The sequence below is a fragment of the Arthrobacter sp. NPDC058288 genome, assembly GCF_042880995.1.
Taxonomy (GTDB): Bacteria; Actinomycetota; Actinomycetes; order Actinomycetales; family Micrococcaceae; genus Arthrobacter.
Map to the genome: position 1 here is coordinate 102,979 of NZ_JBHVYH010000005.1, position 19,458 is coordinate 122,436.

A 19,458-nucleotide genomic window follows, 5' to 3' on the forward strand; every position below is an offset into this window, starting at 1 on the left:
CGCCGTGCAGCTTCCCGTTGCCCTGGCCTGGGTCCTGGTCATTGCCGGTGTCTGGTCCCTGGTGGTCTGGCCACAGTTCCTCAAGCGGGTGATGAAGGATCCGCGCGCCCGTGACTCCGCCGGCAAAGCGACGCGGTTCCTCACGGTCCACGTCGTCCTGGTGTCCATCTCACTGGTGCTTGGCGCGGCCACCGCGGCAATCGGCATCGCCGGCATGATCGGTTAGCCGACCACTCGAGTAGCCGCAACGGCAAATGGAGTGGGAGGGACCATAAGTGAGGTGGAGGACACGCTGTTATCTCAACGTGATAAGCCCTAGATTTCTGCTATGGACGCGAACGATATGGAACGGATTTGGCACGGAAGCCACCGTAAAATCGACCGCAGAAATTGGTCGTTGTATTTCGCACTCACCCTATTGGGGCTTATTGCGTGGGTAATAATTGTATTTCCCCACTAATTCTGTAATTTTCCGCACCATAACCTGAACTCCGGCGGGTCCCCACCTGCCGGAGTTCTATTTTTCGTGCCGGCCGATATCCGCATCGCGCGGCGTTACCGGACAAAATCGGAGTACCCGGCCACGATCGTGAGCACAGTGAGCACCACGAGGGCCAGAACACAAACAATTTCCGCCCTGTGAATCCTGTGCTGCGTCTGCCGCCATTCAGCCTCGTCCTGGATATCAACCATATAAAGACGCTACGGGTCCCGCCTGCACGCCACTAGAGTAGTCACTACTTGTCTTTATCCCCATTGCGGCGCGCTCTTCACATCAAGCTCACCATGCCATAAAGTGGCCATAAGATCGGCGATCGGCTCAGCGACGTTTGTCTCAGGATTGAAGTACGTCCTCAGGATCGAACTACGTCCCAGGAGAGCTGAGAACAGTGGCCGCTGAAGGTTTTTCAAATACCCGTTTCCTGACAGTTTCGGAAGTCGCAGAAGTCATGCGCCTGTCCCGGATGACCGTCTACCGTCTCGTCAAGGCGCACGACCTGCCTGCCGTACGTTTTGGCCGTTCCTACAGGGTCCCCGAGCACGCCATCGAAGACTACGTCCAGCACCATTCCACCCTCGCGGACGATGAGCACCCGGAGGCCGGCAAGACTTAGCGGCTGGTGGCTACGGCCTGCCGCAGCGCGTCCTCGGCAGCCACCCACGCCAGCATGGCGCACTTGACCCTGGCCGGGTACTTTGCCACCCCCGCCAGGGCCGCCGCATCACCCAGAATTTCCTCATCCGGCTCCAGCCTGCCCCGCGAACGCATGAGCTCCCGGAAGTGGCCGATCATTTCGCTGAGCTCGTCCGGAGATGCCCCCTCGGACAATTCACTCAATATCGAGGCCGAGGCCATTGAAATGGCGCAGCCGTCACCAAGCCAATGGATTCCCTTCACGGATGGCGGGTTCCCCTCGGCCTCAAGTTCCAGGCGCAGCGTAATTTCGTCGCCACAGACCGGATTGAGCTGATGGCACTGCCCGACTCCTGGTTGGTCAGGCGCCCCAGTGGCTTCCTCAGCCGTCAGGTCGGCCCCGCTCCGGGCTTTTGCATGCTCCAGGATCAACTGCTGGTACATCGCATCCAGGGCGCTCATTTGGATACCCCCGTGCCTTCTACGCCGAAGTAAGGCCTGACCTGGGCCACAGCCTCGAGCAGGAGGTCCACTTCTTCCGTGGTGTTGTACAGGTAGGTGCTCGCCCGCGTGGTGGCAGTGAGGCCCAGCCGGCGGTGGAGCGGCTGGGCGCAGTGGTGACCCACCCGGACGGCGATGCCCATGCTGTCGAGGTACTGCCCGACGTCGTGCGCATGCACGCCTGCAACGTCGAAGGCCGCCAGGCCGAGCCGTTCCACGCCGGCGGCCGGCCCCACGACACGAACCCCGTCAATGGCGCTCAGCCCCCTGACCAGCCGCTGGCCGAGGGAGGCTTCCCAGCCGGCAATCCGTTCCATTCCGGTTTCGCGCAGGTAGTTGGCGGCTGCTGCGAGCGCCACAGCCTGGGAGATGGGCTGGGTACCGGCCTCGAACCGCTGGGGCGCCGGAAGGTACTCGGCCTTTTCCATCGTCACGGTGGTGATCATGGAACCACCGGTCAGGAACGGAGGCATGGCGTTCAACAGTTCCCGCCGCCCGTACACGCCGCCAATCCCCGTGGGCGCCAGCATCTTATGGCCGGAGAAAACAGCGAAGTCCACGTCAAGTGCCTTGAAGTCCAACGGGAGGTGCGGCGCCGACTGGCAGGCGTCCAGCACAACGAGGGAGCCTGCCGCCCGGGCCAGCCGCACGAGCTCGGCGACCGGATTGATCGTTCCGAGCACATTAGACGCATGGGTGAACGCCAGGACCTTGGTGCGCCCGGTGATAAGCCGCGCCGCCTCCTCGAGCCGCAACGCGCCGTCGTCGTCGATGGGGATGAACTTCAAGGTGGCACCGGTGCGCCGGCATAGTTCCTGCCAGGGAATCAGGTTCGCGTGATGTTCCATCTCGGTGACCAGGACCTCGTCCCCCGGACCGAGGGCGAAACGGCCGGCCTCACCCCGGACGGTCCCGACACTGGCGTTCGAAAAGGCGTACGCGAGGAGATTGAGCCCGGCGGTGGCGTTCGCAGTCCACACCAGCTCGTCCTCCGCCACGCCGATAAATCCGGCCACGGTGGCACGGGCGTCTTCGAAGGCGTCAGTGGCCTGGACGGCAAGGTGGTGGGCACCGCGGTGCACCGCGGCATTCCTCAGTTCATAGAACTCCTGCTCGGCCTCGAGCACGCTTCTGGGGTTCTGGGACGTGGCGCCGGAATCCAGGTAAACAAGGGGCTTGCCGTTGACTTCCTGGTCCAGGACGGGGAAATCGTTGCGGATACGCAGGACTTCGACATCACTTAGCCCGACCTGGGTGTCTGCGGTAGCGGGAGTGGATACCATGACCAAACTGGAGCTCCTTGATAGGCAAAACCTGCCGACGGCTCGCCGCCACGGGCAGGCACACCGCTTGCGTCCGCGGTGCTACTCCTCAATTGTCCCACTATTGCCCGGCCCCGGTTCCGCCCGGCCGTCACCGGCCGGCGCCGTCCAGGCTGTTCCAGAGTTCAGCAAGCTCCTGGCGCCGGGAAACCCCCAGCTTGCCGTAAATGCGCTGCAGATGCGCGTTGACCGTGTTCACTGCAATCCCGAGTTCCGCCGCTACGCGTGCGCTCCCCATGCCGGTGACCACAAGTACCGCAACTTCGCGCTCCCTTTGCGACAGCTTGGCGGCATCAGCGGCCTGCCCGTTCCTGCCCGAAGGAGCGCGCCGGCCCGCGCTGCCCCTTCTCCCCGGTTCGGAGCCCGTATCTTCCGACAGCCAGTCCAGTGTTTCGCCGGGCCCCTGCCCGCTGTTCCCATCACTCGACCACCGCCACTCCGGCGGCCCGTCGGTCGTTTGTTCAAATGCCGTTCCGTCGGGCCTGCCCGCAGCTCCGAGGTTCAACAATTCGCGCGCCCGGCGGCTCCTGCCCCCACCCGTTGCCAGGGCTGGCTTCCGGGGCGCCCTCAGCGGCGGACCGGCGGCGCCGGTCACGGCCGGACGCGCCACCGATGCGTAGGTTTCAGCCAGCCTCGCCGCGAGGTCGCCGTCCGCTGCCCGGTTGTCCCCTGCCCGCCCGTCTGCCGGGGTGCCCCCGGCGCCGGGCAGTTGCGCCAGGTCCCAGGTCAGCCACTCCGCAGTGGCCTGCGCGCCGACGGTGAGTGCCAGCAGGTCATCAGGATCACCTGCTGTTCCGGCGTCCGTGCCGCCGTACGCTTGCTCAGCTGCACGCCCGGCCGCCTGCCGGCAGAACATCATGGCCCGGAAAAGCTGCAGCGGGCCGCCCGGGTAGCTCATCCATTTGTTGCGGCCGGACCGTTTGTCCGCACTGCCGGCGTCGTGCCCCTGGCCCAGGCGGGCGAGGTTGGACGCATGGATGGTGAGCACTGTCGAGTGGAAATCGACGCTGCATCGCGGCAGCCGTTCCACAGCGCTAAGCGCCCGGGTGGAAAGAGCGAGGGCATCAGCGGACTTCCCCCGCACGGACAGCCCCTGTGAGGCCAGCGCCAGGAGCAGGATGCCTGCATGGGTATCCGGCGCATCATCGCGACCGGACTGGCCGCCGTCGCAGAAACCGGGAGGGCAAAGCCGGTGGAAGAGCTCGCCACCCGGGCTGGGCCAGTGTCCCTCCCGTGACTCCAGGTAAAGCTGCAGGACATCCAGCTCATCCTGCACGGCGTTCTGGTAGGTGTCGGCGGCCGTATCACCGCCGGACGCAGTAGCCGCCATGGCCAGGCGGCGCCTTGCTCCGTCCAGTACGGACTGAAGTGCGTCCCGGCCCGGATTCGTCGGCATGAGCGCCTGCAGAAGCAGGCCCACTGCCCGGGCGAACTCCATGCTCAGCACGGCCGGCGTGGTCTCCACAACGCCTCTAAGAACCGCAGCGCTCCGGCCGTACTCGTGGGAATGGAACAGTGCCCGGGCGGCCTCCGTTTGCGCCATGAGCTGGAGTTCCGGTGCCTTGATCGATTCGGCCGCCTTCAGTGCGCGGTCGCTGTCGTAAAGGTTGTTTGCGGCGGCGGCCACAGCCAGGAGGTCCAGGTCCGGGACAACTGTCCCCGCATCCAGCGCGGTTTCCACCCGCCGGAAGAGGTCCCACAATGGTTCCTCCGCCGCTCGCCGGGAGACAGCCGGCCCCCTGCCGTGCAGGTCTGCTTCCGGCCCCAGGTCCAGCGGCCCGGCCCCGCCCGGATATTGCCTGGCAGCATTGGCCTCGACCTCGTGATTCAGCGTGACGTCGGCCCCGCCGTCGACCCTGATTTGGAGCCGGATGAAGTCGCCAAGTTCCAACGCGGCCAGGGCGGCCGGCGGCACGGCCCGGGCGAGTACGGAAAGCGGAGCAGGATCCGCGGCCGCCAGGAAGTCAACCACCTGGCGCTGTTCCGCTGGAAGCGCCTCGATCCGCCGCCGGGCAAGGTCGAATTGACGTCCTTCCGACCGGTCCGGCGGGCGGACCATGGCACAGCTGCCGCTGCGCTCCACAATCCGGCCGTCCGCCAACGCTGCGTCGACCAGCCAGCTGGCCGTTAGCGCATTGGCGCGCGATGCGGCGTGGATGTCGCGCACCAGGCTGCGACCGGGCCGGCCCGGGAGCCGGTGCTCGAGGAAAGTGCGGACCTGGTCCTGTGTCAGATCCTCCAGTTCCACAATGGACAGCTGCCGGGCCACCACCGATTCCATCAGCTCCATCTGCAGCTGCCGGTCCGAACGGTGGCTTGCCAACATCCTGATGTCCGGTTCTGCGAGGAGCTGGTTGAGGACCCAGAGGGACGTTCCGTCGAGGTGGTCCACGTTGTCCAGGACCACCAGGATCCCGTTTGCGCCGGGATCCTGGCTGCGGAGCGCATCACGGCAGGCCCGGACGATGTTCAGGGGCGACACCTTGGAATTCACAGGCAACGCCGGCGCCAGCACACTGCCGATGCCGAACTTCATCCGGCGGCAGGACTGCGGAACGCTGTGGACAATGACGGTGAGCCGTCCGGAGAGCTCCTCCGCCGCGGCGCCAAGCAGCCTGGTCCGGCCCGAACCGGCAGCGCCGGTAACGATGACGCCCGAACTCTCTGAAGCGGAGAGCGCGTTGGTGACGGCCCGTAGTTCGGCCACCCGAATGACCGGGGGGAACGATGGATTCCCTGCCCTAACGTCCATGGTTGCGTCGATTCCTTAGCCGCGGAGCGTGAAGTTCCGGACCGCCCCCCAACCATCTGCCGGCATTAGCAACTCCTACGCTACCTAGCTACTGCCCGCGCTGGCGTGAGTAGTGACTACTCGAAAATGACGGGCCCATGCTCTCAGGCCCGTTCAGGCTACTCACAGGCTTACGTGTAAAGTGGAGCGCGTATTAACGGTCTCTACGGGTCTCTTGACGGTCCCGCTGGCTGCTTCTGGGGAGTAAGCGGCTCCGCTGATTTCACAATCAGCATCGATTCTGGGCGCGGCCACTGCCGCGCCAATCTGGCGGTCATGACCCGTGCTTGGCGTGCCCTCATTGGGTACCCGCCATCCCTGTTAATGTCCCCAACAGATATGTATCCCAAAAAATGAAACACATGACCACGCCCATCATGGCTGTGTTGATCCTCCTTCTCGGAGTATTGACCGCAGGCTGTGCCGCCCAACCGGCGCCCGGCCCGTCGGCCTCCCCCAGTCCCTCGTCAGCCAGCGCAGAAGCCGCGCAGGTAACGCCGAAGGCATCCCCGTCACCCAGTTCGACGCCGGCCGCGGCCCCCGCCGAGAAACCTGCGCCCGCCGCGGTTTCCGCACCTGAACCTGCTGTGGCAGCTCCCGCACCGTTGGCCGTAACCGCAGCTGAGCCCGCGGCCGCCCCGGCTGCCACCAAGTACCCGCTGCACACCAACGTTGTGAGCACCACTTTCTGGGTAGGCGAAATCTTCAATGCTAACCTCGCTGACGGTTCCCAGGTCTGCTCGACGTACAACGGCCAGTGGGCTTTCAAACACACCGGCATCAATGCGGGCACTACCCCCGCCTCCGCCTCCGGTTGCCCCGGCAGCATCTACGGCGGTTGCGACGGCGTCAGCTCCGGCTCGGGAAGCTCGTTCACCTGCGCCACGGAAGCACGCGATGCCTCCAACGGGTATTTCCCCAAGAACCAGCCCGCGCCGCTGGAGAACCCGTTCTATCTTGACCTGCCTTACGACGACGTTAACGACACCGTCGCGTTCCAGCAGCGCTGCCAGGTCATCCCGTGGGCTGCCGCGGACAACGCCGCCACGGGTGTCAACCACTGCGCGGACGGCAGCTATTCGTATATGAAGAACCGGTGGGTCCAGATGACCGGGCCCAACGGCAACGTCTGCTACGGACAGATCGAGGATGCCGGTCCGTCCAGTGGTTCCGAATACCACGACGCGAACTACGTCTTCGGTGCGGCCGACGCCCGGCCGGCAAACACCGATTTCTCCGCCGACGGCACTCAGGGCGCAGGAATGGATGTCTCCCCCGCGCTGAACGGCTGCCTCGGCTTCGCCGAACTGGACGGCAGCGGCGATCACGTCTCGTGGAGGTTTGTTGACCGCGCAGATGTTCCTGCCGGACCGTGGCTGAACGTCGAAACCACCTCGGGTGTCAGCTCGTAACAGCAGCACGTATGTGTAGGCAGGAAGCCTGATCAGGAACCCTGTACGCAGAATCGCCCCTTCCGCCGGACCACAGTGTCCTGCGGGAGGGGCGTTTCTGCGCTATCGGGTGATCCCGGCACCCGCCGTAGCCTCTTCCAGCTCGAGGCTTTCGCCCTGGATGCGCCGCACCGGACTGACCCATACGCCCGATGAGGCCGCAGAGAAGGCCCGGGGCAGCACCATCAGGCAGATGACGGAGTCGAGGATGCGCATGAGCGGGAAGAACGGTGCCATCAGCAGGATGCCCGGACGTCGCAGGGCCAGCGCCGCTATCACGGTGAGCAGGAAGTCAGGGATGAGGACACCCAGGAGGACGTCCTGCGGGCGCATGAGCCCTGACAGGTAGAGGAACGATTCGCCATTGTCGCCGAAAGCCTGGAGCTGCATGGACGCCACCAGCGAGAGCAGGAAGACCGGAATCAACAAGACGAAGAACATGCAGCTGATCACGAGCTCGATGATGTAGAAGACCAGCACGAACCAGAACTTTCCGGCCTGCAGGCGGTGCCGCCGGACCGTCTGCCAAAAGCCGAGGATCCAACGCCGGACCTGCCTGGTGTAGTCCTGCAGGTTGTCCGGATCCTGGGTGTACGCCACGGCGGCTGAAGGATGGAACGCTATCCGCCCCAATTTCTTGGCATGGATCTCGAAGGTCATATTGAAGTCTTCAATGACCAGGCCCGGCGCCAGGACCTTGATTTTGGCGAGGGCACTTGTCCGGTACATGCTGGCAAAGCCCGGCACGATCGAGACAACGTTGGCGCCCCTGGCCGCCTGGCCGTACTTGAGCAGCAGCTGCACCACGATATACAGCCGTTCCCGGTAGGCCACCAGGAACCGTCCCAGCGCAGTGGGGGCCGGGGGCGTCATGATGGACTTTGCCCTGCCGGCCACCGCCACCACAGAGTGGTCAAGGAAGAGCGGCAGACCGGTTTCCAGGTAATCCGGGGTAGGCCGGGTGTCCGCGTCAAGCAGCATCACTACTTTGAACTTCCGGCACAGCTCAAAATACGCGATTCCGGCGGCCAGCGCGCCGGCCTTCCCCCGGTTCGGTTCGAGGTCCAGCACTTTGACCCCGGCCGCGCGGGCAATCGCGGAGGTGTCGTCCGTGGACATGTCCGAGATCACATGGATGTTCCGGAGCGGCACCAGGGCCGAGGCGGCCCGGATGGTTTCCCGGATGACCAGGGCTTCGTTGTGGGCAGCAATAAGCACCGCGACATTTGCGGGCAGGATCCTCGGGTCCCTGGCGCGGTGGCGGCCATGCTCCCGCTGGATCTGCCCCCGGTGTGCCCGCGGCGCCGGCAGGGTGTGGGCGCCATGGACTCCGGTGCCGAGCCGGTTGGCCAGCGGCCAGCGCTGCAGGAGCCGGAACATGCGCCCGCTCAGTGGCGGCCCCAGGGTGATCCGCCGGGTGTACTGCTCGTTGGCCAGGCGCACCAAACCCACGAACGACCAGAAGATCGTGCTGATTCCAAGGACAAGGACGATGTATACGGCTATCACAGCGACGGCGCTCCAATCGTGTCGTACATGGCATAGTCATCCGTGACGAGCGTGCCATTCCTGAAGAGGTTCAGCCCGAAGCTGATCGCGGTTGCGCCGGAGGGCAACGCGGGGGTGGTGAAGCTGGCCTGCGTGTAGGAACCGACGGCAGCGAACCAGGGACTTGATGTCCAGTAGACCCAGGCCCCGGCGGAGTTCCGGTAGTAGACAGCGAACTGGGTCACCGTCGTCGAGGTGTACCAGGCGCGGAGCGAATATGTGTGGCCGGCGACCGCCGGCGGTGCGCACGAACCGGAGTCCAGCGTCTGGAGGAGTTTCGCGTCACCGTTGACGTAGTTACTCATCACCAGCCGTTCGGCCTTCGTCCCGGTCCGGGCGGTTGAGACGGTACTAAAGGACGCCGTATTGGAGCCGTAACCTGCCGTTTGCCAGCATTGTGGCGCGGAACCGGTGCCTGCTGTTTCAAGGCTGGCGTTCTGCACCAGGTTCGTGCCGGCGGCCGGCGGCGGTGGCGGAGGTGTGGACGACGCGGTGTCGGTCATTTCGTAGTCGTCCGTAATCAACGTTCCGTTACTGAAGAGGTTGAGCCCGAAGCTGATGCCACTGGCCCCCGAAGGCAACGCGGGGGTTGTCCAGCTGGCCCTTTGGAAGGTCGTGGCAGGCCCGAACCACGGACTCGAAGTCCAGTAGACCCAGGAGCCGAGACCGGTCCGGTAGTACAGGGCGAACTGGGTGTTGGCGGTTGACTTGTACCAGGCGCCGAGGGCGTAGGTGTGTCCGGGCGTAGCTGTCGGCGAGCATCCGCCAAGGTCCAGCGACTGCAGCCATTTGGCATCGCCGTCGACATAACCCGAGACCACCACGCGGCCTGCCACGGACCCGGTCCGGCCGGGGCTGACCGTCGTTAACGTGCGGGTGTTCGTCCCGTAACCGCCCGCCTGCCAGCACTGCGGCACACCGTTGACCATGGTTTCAAGGCCCGGATTTTTCACCAGGTTCCCGCTCGTGGGCTGCGGCGGAACAGCCGGGCCAGAGACGGCTGGCTTGACGGTTCCGCCAATGACCTGGTTCACCGTTTTCACCGTGGTGGTGGCCGGCCTGCCCTTCAGCCAGGTAGCGAACTGCTGGAAGACGGTGGGCGTAACGTTGAGCGGATCCGCACTGGACGCCGCGATGTGGTGGAAGGTCAGCTGGATCCAGCCGCCCACCGACTCCGCCTGTGTCACGGACCTCTGCAGGTCGGCCAGCGACCACGTGTTATCTACCTGGTCCGGCGCCCTGGTGTTGTAGGCGTTGGCGGGCGGAATGGTCTCTGCCAGGGGGCATCCGGCACAACTGAAACGGGTCTGGATGTCACCGAGTCCGCGCCCGCTGTTGTAACCGCAGTTTTTCACGATGCCCTCGACTGCAGCGTTCGATGACGCAAACGGATAGGCAAAGCTCGTGACGGCAAAACCCCAGTTGGTCAGGTTGACCCGGTCGTTGCACACCTGGCGGGTGGCTTCATCCGAAGGCAATGTCACAAGGTCCGGATGGGTTACGGTGTGGCCGGCGATCTCATGGCCGTTCGCCGCAAGGCCCTGGAGGTTGGCAACAGTCAGGTAGTTCGTGGTGTTGATGACCCCTGAGGTGATGTAAAACGTGCCGTCGATGCCAACGTTGTTCATGATCTGTGCCGCGGTCATCTGGTCGGCGTTGCCGTCGTCGAACGTCAACGAAACAACCGTCGGTGCCGCTGCCTGGGCCGGAAATGCCAGCGCAGCCACGCCCGTCACGGCAAGGGCCACAATGCCCAAGACCGTGACGGCCGTCCTCGTCCGCCTCCTGATCCCCTTAAGTGCGGGGCCAAGGTCAATCTGCCATGCTAAACGCCCGGAAGTTTGTAACTTCATGGGAATCGACTCGATTCTTATTTTCGAGCCCGTGGAGCTTCTGCGCTGGCAACGGGCGGGGGCCTACGGGGCGGGCGGCGCCCCCGTGTCAAACATCTCGTAGTCATCTGTCGCCAGCTCCCCGTCGCTGAACAGATTCAAGCCAAAACTGATGCCGACGGCGTCTGCCGGCACCGGCGGTGTAGTCCACTCAGCCTGCCGGTAGGCAGCGCTGGCGGGAAACCATGGGCTGGCTGTCCAATAGGTCCAGGTGCCAACCTTGTTGCGGTAATACAACTCGAACTGCGTGGATGATGTGGAGCTGTACCACGCGCGCAGCGTATAGCTGTGGCCGGCGACGACGCTCGGTGCGCACGCCCCCAGGTCCATGACAGGCAGGAGCTTTGCGTCCCCGGATGCATAGCCGGTCACGTCCAGGCGCCGGGCTATAGTGCCCGAGCGGCCGGGAGTCAGCGTGCTCAGGACGTGTGAATTCTCGCCGTAAGAGGAAACCTGCCAGCACTCGGGTAGGCCGTATTTTCCGGCTGTTTCCAGTCCCGGGTTGCGGAGCGCGTTGGTGCCCGGCGGCGCAGGCGGAGCAACTGGTCCTGGAACTGCGGGTTTTGCGCCGCCACCAATCACATCGTGAACGGTGCGGATGGCCGTGGTTCCCTCGTCTGTGCGGGTCACCAGCCACGAGACGAAGTCGTTAAAAAGTGCAGGACTGACGGACCGCGGACTCCCGCTGTCATCGATGTCGAAGAAGCTCAGCTGCAGCCACCCTCCGGTGGTTTCGGCGTCCATCACTGACTGCTGAAGGTCCGCGAGGGTCCACGCAGAACCGATCTCCGGCGTCGACCGCGTGCTGAACGGGTCGGCCGGCCGGACAGTTTCAGACACGGCGCAAGCGGCACACCCCAGTTTGTTGCGGAGATCTCCCTGGCTGCGCGCGCTGTTGTACCCGCAGCCGGCCACCATCGCCTCGGCTTCCGGCGACTTGGCGGCAAAGGGGTACGCGAAGGATGTGACTTTGAAACCCCAGTCAGTGAGGCTCGTCCGGTCATTGCAGACCTGTCGGGTGGCTTCAGCAGGTTCAAGGGCCGTCAGATCCGCGAGGGTTGCCGTGTGGCCGCCGATCTCGTTGCCGTCCGCGGCCAGCGCGTGCAGATCCTCCACCGTCATGTAGTCCTTCGCCCCCATAAAGCCTGAGTTGACGAAGAACGTTCCCCGCAATCCCTGGCTTCGAAGGGTCTGGGCGGCGGCCAGCTGGCTGGCCCTGCCACCGTCGAACGTCAGCGTGACGGTGGTCAGCGCCAGGCTCGTGTCCACCGGTGCCGCAAAATTCTTCAAGGGGCCCTGCGCATCCTGGGCCGGTCCCGGGCCGGCCTTGGGCACCAGGGCGGCGGATCCCGTCAGGAGTGCCAGCCCGGCCAGCCACGAGACCGCCCTGAGCGTTGTCCGTTTCCGCTGGCGTGTCAGACCGGAACCGGGCGGACCGCCCTGCTCCCCCGGCAGTTCATGCCTCTGGCTCATGACAGATATCCCCTCTTACATCCGTATCGCCCGGCCGCAAGAGGATCCCCCCAGGCCGTAGTGCTTCATTGATTGACACCTCGAAGGGGTCGGTGACGACTGGGGGGAAGCCTTGGTCTCAAAGGCTTGTTCGCCACCGACCCCCGTTCATGGGCCCCGGGCCTGTGCGCCAGGGCTGGCTGCCTCGCGGCAGCTGTGTCGGCAGAATAGGACGAGAAGTCACCGGCAGGTCGCTCTGGCCGGCGCGTTCCTGCCGCCATGGCCGTTGCGGACCGCCGTTCAGGGGTATGGTTGCGTGCTTTCGCCCGCAAAGGTGCGTCCATTCCCATTGTGAGACCCGATTCTCCCCCGGAACTCTGTATCTATCCGACATCCACAGCCTATTAAGCGGGGAGCCCGGCGGCACGAGTGGTGCCTACCCGTCTTTCTTTTCGGGGTGGGCCGGGTGGGCCCGGCGCCACTCGCCCGGTACCTGGTTCGGTACTCGTTGCTTACGCGACGACACCCGCGTTGGCCGGAGGACAGGAGCCACCAGCAGGCGTGCCGTGGTGAAATGGTGTCTAAGTAAACCAGAGGGGGGCGTGGCAACCGGATGACAGCCATCAACCGCGGCTCGGATCCGGCCGCCAGTGCCGAAAAGGAGCCGGCACGGGGTGTCCTTCCGCAGCCGGTTCCCCGCAGGCCCCGCACCCGTCCGCAGTTTCAGCTGCGTCGGCCCTCGTCGCCCGTAATGGCCGGCGTTGCCGTTGCCACCATCCTTGCCAGCGTCATCTTTTTTTGGGCCTGGCGCTCCGGGCTGGCAACGGGAACGGCGCAAGCCACATGGTTTGCCGGGTACGTAGACGTTACGGTCTCGCCTCCCTACGCTTTCGAGGAAGCCGCCACACCAGGCACCAGGGACGTGGTGCTGGCGTTCCTTGTTGCCTCCCCGCAGGACCTCTGTGAAGCCAGCTGGGGCGCCGGCTACGGCCTCGAGGAGGCAAACACCGCCCTCGGGTTGGAAAGGCGCATCTCCGATCTTCGCTCCCGCGGCGGTTCCGCTGCCGTGTCCTTTGGCGGCGCCCGGAACAATGAACTGGCCACCACGTGCCGGGACGAAGGGAAGCTCCGGACGGCGTACAGGGACGTCGTTGAACGCTACGAGCCTGCCTTCATCGACTTTGACCTGGAGGGGGCGGATCTCCTGGACCAGGCCGGCGGTGAGCGCCGGGCCAAGGCTATTGCCGCCCTGCAGGGGGACCGGAATTCCTCCGGCAAAGAGCTCGCTGTCTGGCTGACTCTTCCTGCCTCGCCCCGCGGACTTACCGACGCCGGCATAGCCGCTGTCGAACAGATGCTCCAAGCAGGCGTGGACTTGGCAGGCGTCAACATCATGACCATGAACTACGGCGCCAGCCGAAACAGTTCCCAAGGCATGCTGGAGGCCGCCAAGGGTGCCGCGGCCGCCACCCATGACCAGCTGGGCATCGTCTACCAGCGCACCGGAATCAACCTCAGCCGCGAACAGCTGTGGAAGAAGATCGGTCTCACGCCCATGATCGGCCGCAACGACCTGCCGGGCGAGATCTTCGGATTGGACGCGGCACGGGACCTGAAGGACTACGCGGTGGAGCTGGAGATCCAACGACTGTCCATGTGGTCGCTCAACCGCGACGCGTCCTGTCCTTCCGGTGAGCCGGTGGCAACTGCCAGCTTTACCTGCAGCGGTGTGGACCAGGAAAACTCCAGGTTCTCCGACGTCCTGGGATCCGGGCTTCCGGGCAGGATGGGCTGACTCTACTTCACCTGGCTGGTTGTCACCACGTCGAGCCAAGGACCCTGCGGAACATCCTGCCGTTCCACGAACTGCCAGTCGACTTTGTCCGCTTCCCCGTTGAGGGTGCTGAAGCCGAGGCAGCCGTTAAGGGCGGGGGAAACATCCATTCCGGCGCCGTTGAACTTCTTGTTGAGCGGCCTCGCGTCGTTGGAGCCGAAGACGTATTCCTTGTCCTGGTACTCCCCGGGGCCCGCATCCTGGATCTGGCCGTAGCATTCCTTGCCGTCCCTGCGGATCTTGACCCAGCGGTTCTTCATGTAGCTGAAGGAGCGGTTGGTGGCCTGGCCCTTGTATCCTTCGTCGTTTGCCCAGGGAATCACCGTGGCCCGCTCACGGAAGGCGGCAGGGTTGTTGATGTCGTCATATGGCAGGTCAAGGTAGAAGGGGTTTTCCTTCGCTTTCATGACGGTGGGTGCATAGCCATTGGCACTTGACCGCGCTTCGGTCTGGCACCCGTCAGAGGTAAGCCGGCCGTCACAGCCGCCGTAGCTGTCCATCCATTTCGAATCGTAGGTGGAGAAGACCTGGCTGCCGTCCGCGGCCTTAGGGTCGAAGACTTCGCCCACCCAAAAGGTGGTGGCCACGATGTTGGTGTGCCATGGGTACTTGCCCTGGGACCGCTCCTCCGGCTTCGGTGGCGTGCAGGCAGTGGCAACCATGGCCAGCAGCAGTAGGGCCGCCGCAAGGCCGCGGATGCGGCGGCGGCGCTTGGAGCCTGGTTTTTTCACGCTAGTGCCCCCGAATCAATGGACTATAAACCTGGGGATTAGAACAGCGGCGAGGGGCGGCCGCGCGTCCGAGGGGATTCCCTCCGGCTGCGCGGCCGCCCCGGCCACTGTTGGAAACTTGCCTGCCGGGCAGCCTACATGCCCTTCGGGAAGTCCAGGTTGTAGCGGTAGATAAATGCCGCCACCTGGTCGCGGTTGATAGACGCGCCCGGCCTGAAGGTGCCATCCGGGAAACCAAGTGTGATCTTCATGTCAGCCAGCCACCGCACCTCGTTGTAGAACTTCAGGGAGGGCGTGACGTCCGGGAAAGCCGGGGCCGTGGCACTGACAGCAGGCTTGCCGTTCATGCGATACAGGAAGGCCGCCATCTGGTCACGGTTCACCTGCTCAAACGGGTGGTAGCCGCCGTCCGGGAACCCCTCCGTAATGCCGGTTGACGCCATCCATTGGATCTCGTTGTAGAACACGTGGGTTGGCGCCACGTCCGGGAACTTTTGGGCTCCTGCCGGAACCGTCGGCCGTCCGGCCAGCCGGTAGAGGAAAGCCGCCATCATTCCACGGTCCAGTGTGGTTCCCGGCTTGAAGGTGCCGTCCGGGTAGCCGTTGGTTATCAGGTTGTTCGACATCCAGCTGATCTCGTTGTAGAGGGGGAACGTCGCCGGAACATCCGTGAACGTCTTGACGCCCACGGTGTCATACAGTTCGTAGTCGTCAGTGACCAGGGTTCCTACCTGGAGCATGTTCAGGCCGAAACTGATTGCCGTTGCACCCGCCGGAACCGGCGGTGTCGTATAGGTCAGCTGGGTCCACACATTGTTGGTAGGCAGGTACTGAATACTGTCTGTCCAATACGTCCATGTGCCTGAGGCCGTCCGGTAATGCAGATTGAACTGGGTATTCCCGCCGGTGGACTTGTACCAGGCCTTAGCAAGGTAGGTGTGCCCCGGGGTGGCACTCGGTGCACACTCCCCCGTGTCCAAGGTGGGCAACAACTTGCCGTCACCGTCGGTGTAGGCCGATATCACCATCTGCTGGGCGGCTGTGGCCGTACCGGCGTGGCCGGGGGTCACATTGCTGAAAGTCCGGGTGTTGTTGCCGTAACCGCCGGCCTGCCAGCACCGCGGGAGCAGGGACCCGGCAAGGCCCGGGGTCTCAAGGCTCGGGTTCTTGATCAGGTTGCCCGTGGTCTGCGGCACCGGAGGCGGCACGACGGCGGGTGCAGGCTTGAGGGTGCCGCCAATGACTTCCTTGACTGTTTTGACCTGGACGGCGTTGGAGTTCTTGAGGCCTGCCAGCCAGTCGGAAAACTGGTTGAACGTGTCCGTGCTGACAGTCAGCGGGTCAGCAACAGCCGATCCGACCACCTTTCCGTCGCCGATGTGGTGGAAGGTCAACTGGACCCAGCCACCGCCGTTGGCCTGCGCCTGGGTAACCAGGGACTGCATATCCGCGAGCGTCCAGGTGTTGTCCAGCTGGTCGGGTGCGCCGGTGTAGTACAGGTCGCCCGGAGGCATGGTCTCGGCGAACGGGAAGGTCTCGGAGCCCACTACCTTGCTCCGGATATCGCCCAGTCCGCGTGCACTGTTGTAGCCGCACGCTGCGACTTCTGCCTTGGCGGCATCGCTTGCCGAGGCAAACGGATAGGCGAAGTTTTCGACGTTCAGTCCGTAGCCCAGCAACGTTGCGCGGTCATTGCAGACCTGCCGCGCCAGTTCTTCGGGTCCGACGGCGGCCAGATCGGCGTGCGTCACGCTATGGCCGCCGATTTCGTGCCCGGCGCTCTGCAGCGCCAAGGCCTGGGCCGTGGTCATGTAGTTGGTCTGGTTCATGTAGCCCGACGGAAGGAAGAACGTGCCCTTCAACCCCACCGCGTTGAGCTTGTCAGCGGCAACGATCTGGTCCACGTTGGCGTCGTCGAACGTCAGCGTCACGACAGTTTCGCCAACAGCGTTGGCGGCCGGAGCGGTGAGCCCCAGCAGGGAGGCGGCGAGTGCCACCGTTGTAGAGGCCGCCAGCCAGCGGGCCTTGCGCCGGCCGGGAGGCCGTTCAGCCCGGTGCCGGGGCTCCGAGACCGCGGTGGAGCGTTGCAGAAGCGTCATGGAACTCAACTCTTTCGTCGAAGGTGCACATAACTTTTGACGGTTGCCGCCCCCCGTACGGCGCGGCACCTCACGGACGGCTAATTGGCCGCCATCGTGACTTTCCACCCGAGCGGATCGGGCGCTTTCACCGGGCGGTGGTCGGCCGCCACGTTCAGGATGATCTGGTCCAGTGTGGTCTTGGGGTCGAAGCCCACCAGATCCTTCGCCTTGCTGTTGTTTGGCACACGCCGGCGCATGTCCTCGTAGCCCTCCGCGTAGGCCTGTTCGTAGGGAACCAGGGTGATGGGGCTTTCGCTGCCGAGCAGTTCCACGATCCGCTGGGCCAGGGTCAAGATCGAGATCTCGTAGCTGCCACCCAGGTTGTACGCATTGCCGTAGGCGGACTCTTCCTCCGAGATCCTGGTGATGGCAGGGACAATGTCTCCAACGTAGGAGAAGCACCGGGTCTGGTGGCCGTCGCCGTAAACGGTCAACGGCTCGCCTGCCAGCGCCTGCTTGACGAGGCGGGGCACCACCATGCCGTACCGGCCGGTCTGCCGCGGGCCCACCGTGTTGAACAGCCGGACAATGGCAACCGGAAGGCCGAACTGCCGCCAGTAGGCGTGCGCGAATGCCTCGTCGATGCCCTTGGCCGCGGCATAGGTCCACCGTGACTTGAGCGCGGAGCCGAGGATCCGGTCGGACTCCTCCGACAGGCTGTCCGAGGTGTTCTTTCCATAGATTTCGCTCGTGGATGCCAGGAGCAGCGAGGCTCCGGATTCCAGGACGGCGTCCAATACCACTTCCGTGCCGTGGATGTTCGTGCGCAGGCTCTCCAGCGGGTGCTCCACAATGAGGTTCACGCCTACCGCCGCAGCCAGGTGGAATACCCGGTCAGCACCGGCCACCACTTTGTCCACCGCGGCGCGGTCAAGGATGGTGCCCTCAACGAAGTGGAAATCCCGGTGGCCAATCACCGTCCGGAGGTTTTCCAGGCGACCGGTTGAGAGGTCATCCAATACGGTGACTTTGTCCCCGGCCGCTAGGAGGTGCTCCACGAGATGACTCCCGATGAAGCCGGCTCCGCCGGTGATTGCTGTTTTCACATCTCCTACTTTCCTTTGAAACCCGGCGGGGGCGCCGGGATCACAACTTGGATTCACAACCTCGTGACGTTCGTGCCGGCCGGAAGCCGGTAGGTGGTGTCAAGGACGGCGGGCGCATCGCGCAGCCAGTCGATGTCCATCGCGGAGTGCCGGGTATGAAGGATGACCAGGTCTGCGTCCCAATCCGCCGGGTCTTCCAGCGACTCCAGCGCACTTCCCTGCCCGTCAGGGGCGGTGGGGCACCACGGATCGTGGTACGCAACGACGGCGCCGTCGGCCACCAGCGCAGCGATGATTTCCAAGGCCGGAGATTCGCGGAGGTCCTCGACATCAGGCTTGTAGGCCACGCCAAGGACCAGCACACGGGCTCCCTTGATTCCGTGGTTACGGTCCGACAGGATGCGGCGTGCCTTTTCCACCACCTGGTGGGGCCTTCCGGCGATGCCCGCCATGGCGTGCTCGATGACCGGCGCCGTGACCCTCGCCTTCCGCAACTGCCACAGCAGATAGTGCGGGTCGCAGGGAATGCAGTGGCCGCCAACTCCCGGGCCGGGCGTGAACGGCATGAATCCGTACGGCTTTGTCGACGCAGCGTCGATCACATCCATGACCTCCATGCCCAGCTCGTGGCAAATATCCGCGAACTCGTTGGCCAGTGCGATGTTCACCGCCCGGAAGGTGTTCTCGACGAGTTTGGTCATCTCTGCCACGTCTGCTGATGGCACCACGTGCACCAGCTTGGTGCTGGCCTGGAGCAGCTCGGCCGCAGCCTCACCGCATGCCGGCGTTACTCCGCCCACCACCCGCGGAACATCTTCATGCGAGAAGGCGTCCACGCCAGGGTTGATCCGCTCCGGGGAGAAAGCCACGAACACGTCCCTGCCGGGGATCAGGCCTTTTGCGGCCAGCGGCACTGCCAGGAGATCCCTGGTGGAACCCACATACGTGGTGGAGGTCAGCATCAGCAGCTGGCCGGGTACCGCGAATTCGACCACGGAGGCGCATGCTGCCCGGAGGATGCCGAGATCCGGCACCAGGTAGGGGTCCACCGGCGTGGGGACACAAACCACCACTGCCGCCGCACGGGCCAGCAGTGAGAGGTCCGTGCTGATCATGAACGACGGGTCCTCCAGCGCGTTGCCGAGCCGGACTTTGTCGGAGTCCAGCAGGTCTGCCTGCCGGGACCGGATGACAGCCAGCCGGTTCTCGGACACGTCCAGGCCCAGGACGCGCCGCCCGGAGGCGTTGATGGCAAGCGCAGTGGGCAGGCCAACGTAGCCGAGTCCGACAATCGCGACATCGAACGTAAACGTGTGATCCTGGGCGTCAGTATCGGCCGCCGTTACGTCTGGTTCAACGGTCGCGGGCGTCAGTTCCGGAGTCCCCGCTCCGTTTTCCGGCCACTCCCGGGAATCCTCAAGCAGCGGTGGAAGCTCGGCCCTCGTCAGCGAGGCCTTGTGAGCCTTTAGTTTGGTGTTCGGTGTCATGCTAACCGACCTCCCGGTATTTGGTTTGTCCCGTTTGTAAGAAAGCCGGCGACGGCGAGTGGCAGGTCCCGGTCTCAGAAGACGCTGCCTGGATCGTCGCCGGCTCGAATGGGGTGCCCGCGATCCG

General features: G+C 64.5%; 15 protein-coding genes. 4 read left to right on the forward strand and 11 right to left on the reverse strand.

Annotated elements, in window-relative coordinates:
- Positions 1–4 precede the first annotated feature (4 nt).
- Complete coding sequence (locus tag ACFVWT_RS14585) at positions 5–226, forward strand: SCO4848 family membrane protein (protein ID WP_390248930.1); 222 nt, start codon at positions 5–7, stop codon at positions 224–226.
- A gap of 329 nt (positions 227–555) precedes the next feature.
- Here the strand turns inward: ACFVWT_RS14585 and ACFVWT_RS14590 are convergent, their stop codons facing one another.
- Positions 556–693 carry a hypothetical protein gene (locus ACFVWT_RS14590; RefSeq protein ID WP_390248932.1) on the reverse strand — a complete coding sequence of 46 codons (138 nt, stop codon included), beginning with the start codon at positions 691–693 and terminating at the stop codon, positions 556–558.
- Positions 694–890: 197 nt separating this feature from the next.
- Here ACFVWT_RS14590 and ACFVWT_RS14595 point away from each other — a divergent pair, with 197 nt between their 5' ends.
- Complete coding sequence (locus ACFVWT_RS14595; protein ID WP_011691098.1) at positions 891–1,115, forward strand: helix-turn-helix domain-containing protein; 225 nt, start codon at positions 891–893, stop codon at positions 1,113–1,115.
- Here ACFVWT_RS14595 and sufU read toward each other — a convergent pair.
- The 3 genes from sufU to ACFVWT_RS14610 all read right to left on the reverse strand — a co-directional run bounded on the left by sufU (position 1,112) and on the right by ACFVWT_RS14610 (position 5,710).
- Positions 1,112–1,597: a Fe-S cluster assembly sulfur transfer protein SufU gene (sufU, locus tag ACFVWT_RS14600; RefSeq protein ID WP_390248934.1), complete on the reverse strand. Its 486-nt coding sequence runs from the start codon at positions 1,595–1,597 to the stop codon at positions 1,112–1,114. The two genes, ACFVWT_RS14595 and sufU, sit on opposite strands and share 4 nt — an antisense overlap.
- Positions 1,594–2,925 (reverse strand): aminotransferase class V-fold PLP-dependent enzyme, encoded by a 1,332-nt coding sequence (locus tag ACFVWT_RS14605; RefSeq protein ID WP_390248936.1) that lies wholly within the window; start codon positions 2,923–2,925, stop codon positions 1,594–1,596. Before ACFVWT_RS14605 ends, sufU begins: the two co-directional genes overlap by 4 nt.
- Positions 2,926–3,049: 124 nt before the next feature.
- A complete protein-coding gene (locus tag ACFVWT_RS14610) occupies positions 3,050–5,710 on the reverse strand; it encodes a LuxR C-terminal-related transcriptional regulator (RefSeq protein ID WP_390248938.1) in 2,661 nt (886 codons plus the stop codon).
- Between the two features lie 401 nt (positions 5,711–6,111).
- Here ACFVWT_RS14610 and ACFVWT_RS14615 point away from each other — a divergent pair, with 401 nt between their 5' ends.
- Positions 6,112–7,161: a hypothetical protein gene (locus ACFVWT_RS14615; protein WP_390248940.1), complete on the forward strand. Its 1,050-nt coding sequence runs from the start codon at positions 6,112–6,114 to the stop codon at positions 7,159–7,161.
- Positions 7,162–7,263: 102 nt separating this feature from the next.
- On the opposite strand, the gene ACFVWT_RS14620 is transcribed toward ACFVWT_RS14615, so the two are convergent.
- From ACFVWT_RS14620 to ACFVWT_RS14630, 3 genes are all read right to left on the reverse strand, one after another.
- Positions 7,264–8,709: a glycosyltransferase family 2 protein gene (locus tag ACFVWT_RS14620; RefSeq protein WP_390248942.1), complete on the reverse strand. Its 1,446-nt coding sequence runs from the start codon at positions 8,707–8,709 to the stop codon at positions 7,264–7,266.
- Positions 8,706–10,601 carry a polysaccharide deacetylase family protein gene (locus ACFVWT_RS14625; RefSeq protein WP_390248944.1) on the reverse strand — a complete coding sequence of 632 codons (1,896 nt, stop codon included), beginning with the start codon at positions 10,599–10,601 and terminating at the stop codon, positions 8,706–8,708. The genes ACFVWT_RS14620 and ACFVWT_RS14625 overlap by 4 nt, the downstream gene beginning before the upstream one ends.
- Positions 10,602–10,664: 63 nt before the next feature.
- Positions 10,665–12,113, reverse strand: coding sequence for a polysaccharide deacetylase family protein (locus tag ACFVWT_RS14630; RefSeq protein ID WP_390248946.1), 1,449 nt, complete (start codon positions 12,111–12,113; stop codon positions 10,665–10,667).
- Positions 12,114–12,705: 592 nt separating this feature from the next.
- Here ACFVWT_RS14630 and ACFVWT_RS14635 point away from each other — a divergent pair.
- On the forward strand, positions 12,706–13,887 hold the full coding sequence (locus ACFVWT_RS14635; RefSeq protein ID WP_390248948.1) for a chitinase: 1,182 nt from the start codon (positions 12,706–12,708) through the stop codon (positions 13,885–13,887).
- Positions 13,888–13,889: 2 nt separating this feature from the next.
- Here the strand turns inward: ACFVWT_RS14635 and ACFVWT_RS14640 are convergent, their stop codons facing one another.
- From ACFVWT_RS14640 to ACFVWT_RS14655, 4 genes are all read right to left on the reverse strand, one after another.
- Positions 13,890–14,657 (reverse strand): hypothetical protein, encoded by a 768-nt coding sequence (locus ACFVWT_RS14640; RefSeq protein WP_390248950.1) that lies wholly within the window; start codon positions 14,655–14,657, stop codon positions 13,890–13,892.
- A gap of 134 nt (positions 14,658–14,791) precedes the next feature.
- Positions 14,792–16,756, reverse strand: a complete 1,965-nt coding sequence (locus tag ACFVWT_RS14645; RefSeq protein ID WP_390248952.1) for an S-layer homology domain-containing protein — start codon at positions 16,754–16,756, stop codon at positions 14,792–14,794.
- A gap of 80 nt (positions 16,757–16,836) precedes the next feature.
- Positions 16,837–17,844 carry a dTDP-glucose 4,6-dehydratase gene (locus tag ACFVWT_RS14650; RefSeq protein WP_390248954.1) on the reverse strand — a complete coding sequence of 336 codons (1,008 nt, stop codon included), beginning with the start codon at positions 17,842–17,844 and terminating at the stop codon, positions 16,837–16,839.
- Positions 17,845–17,897: 53 nt separating this feature from the next.
- Entirely contained in the window at positions 17,898–19,331 is a 1,434-nt protein-coding gene (locus ACFVWT_RS14655; protein WP_390248956.1) for a nucleotide sugar dehydrogenase, read from the reverse strand.
- Positions 19,332–19,458 lie beyond the last annotated feature (127 nt).

What these genes read in the sequence shown, in the direction of transcription:
- ACFVWT_RS14590 (WP_390248932.1), bottom strand. Translation starts at nt 693, where the DNA reads ATGGTTGATATCCAGGACGAGGCTGAATGGCGGCAGACGCAGCACAGG.
- sufU (WP_390248934.1), bottom strand. Translation starts at nt 1,597, where the DNA reads ATGAGCGCCCTGGATGCGATGTACCAGCAGTTGATCCTGGAGCATGCA.
- ACFVWT_RS14610 (WP_390248938.1), bottom strand. Translation starts at nt 5,710, where the DNA reads ATGGACGTTAGGGCAGGGAATCCATCGTTCCCCCCGGTCATTCGGGTG.
- ACFVWT_RS14615 (WP_390248940.1), top strand. Translation starts at nt 6,112, where the DNA reads ATGACCACGCCCATCATGGCTGTGTTGATCCTCCTTCTCGGAGTATTG.
- ACFVWT_RS14625 (WP_390248944.1), bottom strand. Translation starts at nt 10,601, where the DNA reads ATGAAGTTACAAACTTCCGGGCGTTTAGCATGGCAGATTGACCTTGGC.
- ACFVWT_RS14630 (WP_390248946.1), bottom strand. Translation starts at nt 12,113, where the DNA reads ATGAGCCAGAGGCATGAACTGCCGGGGGAGCAGGGCGGTCCGCCCGGT.
- ACFVWT_RS14635 (WP_390248948.1), top strand. Translation starts at nt 12,706, where the DNA reads ATGACAGCCATCAACCGCGGCTCGGATCCGGCCGCCAGTGCCGAAAAG.
- ACFVWT_RS14645 (WP_390248952.1), bottom strand. Translation starts at nt 16,756, where the DNA reads ATGACGCTTCTGCAACGCTCCACCGCGGTCTCGGAGCCCCGGCACCGG.
- ACFVWT_RS14655 (WP_390248956.1), bottom strand. Translation starts at nt 19,331, where the DNA reads ATGACACCGAACACCAAACTAAAGGCTCACAAGGCCTCGCTGACGAGG.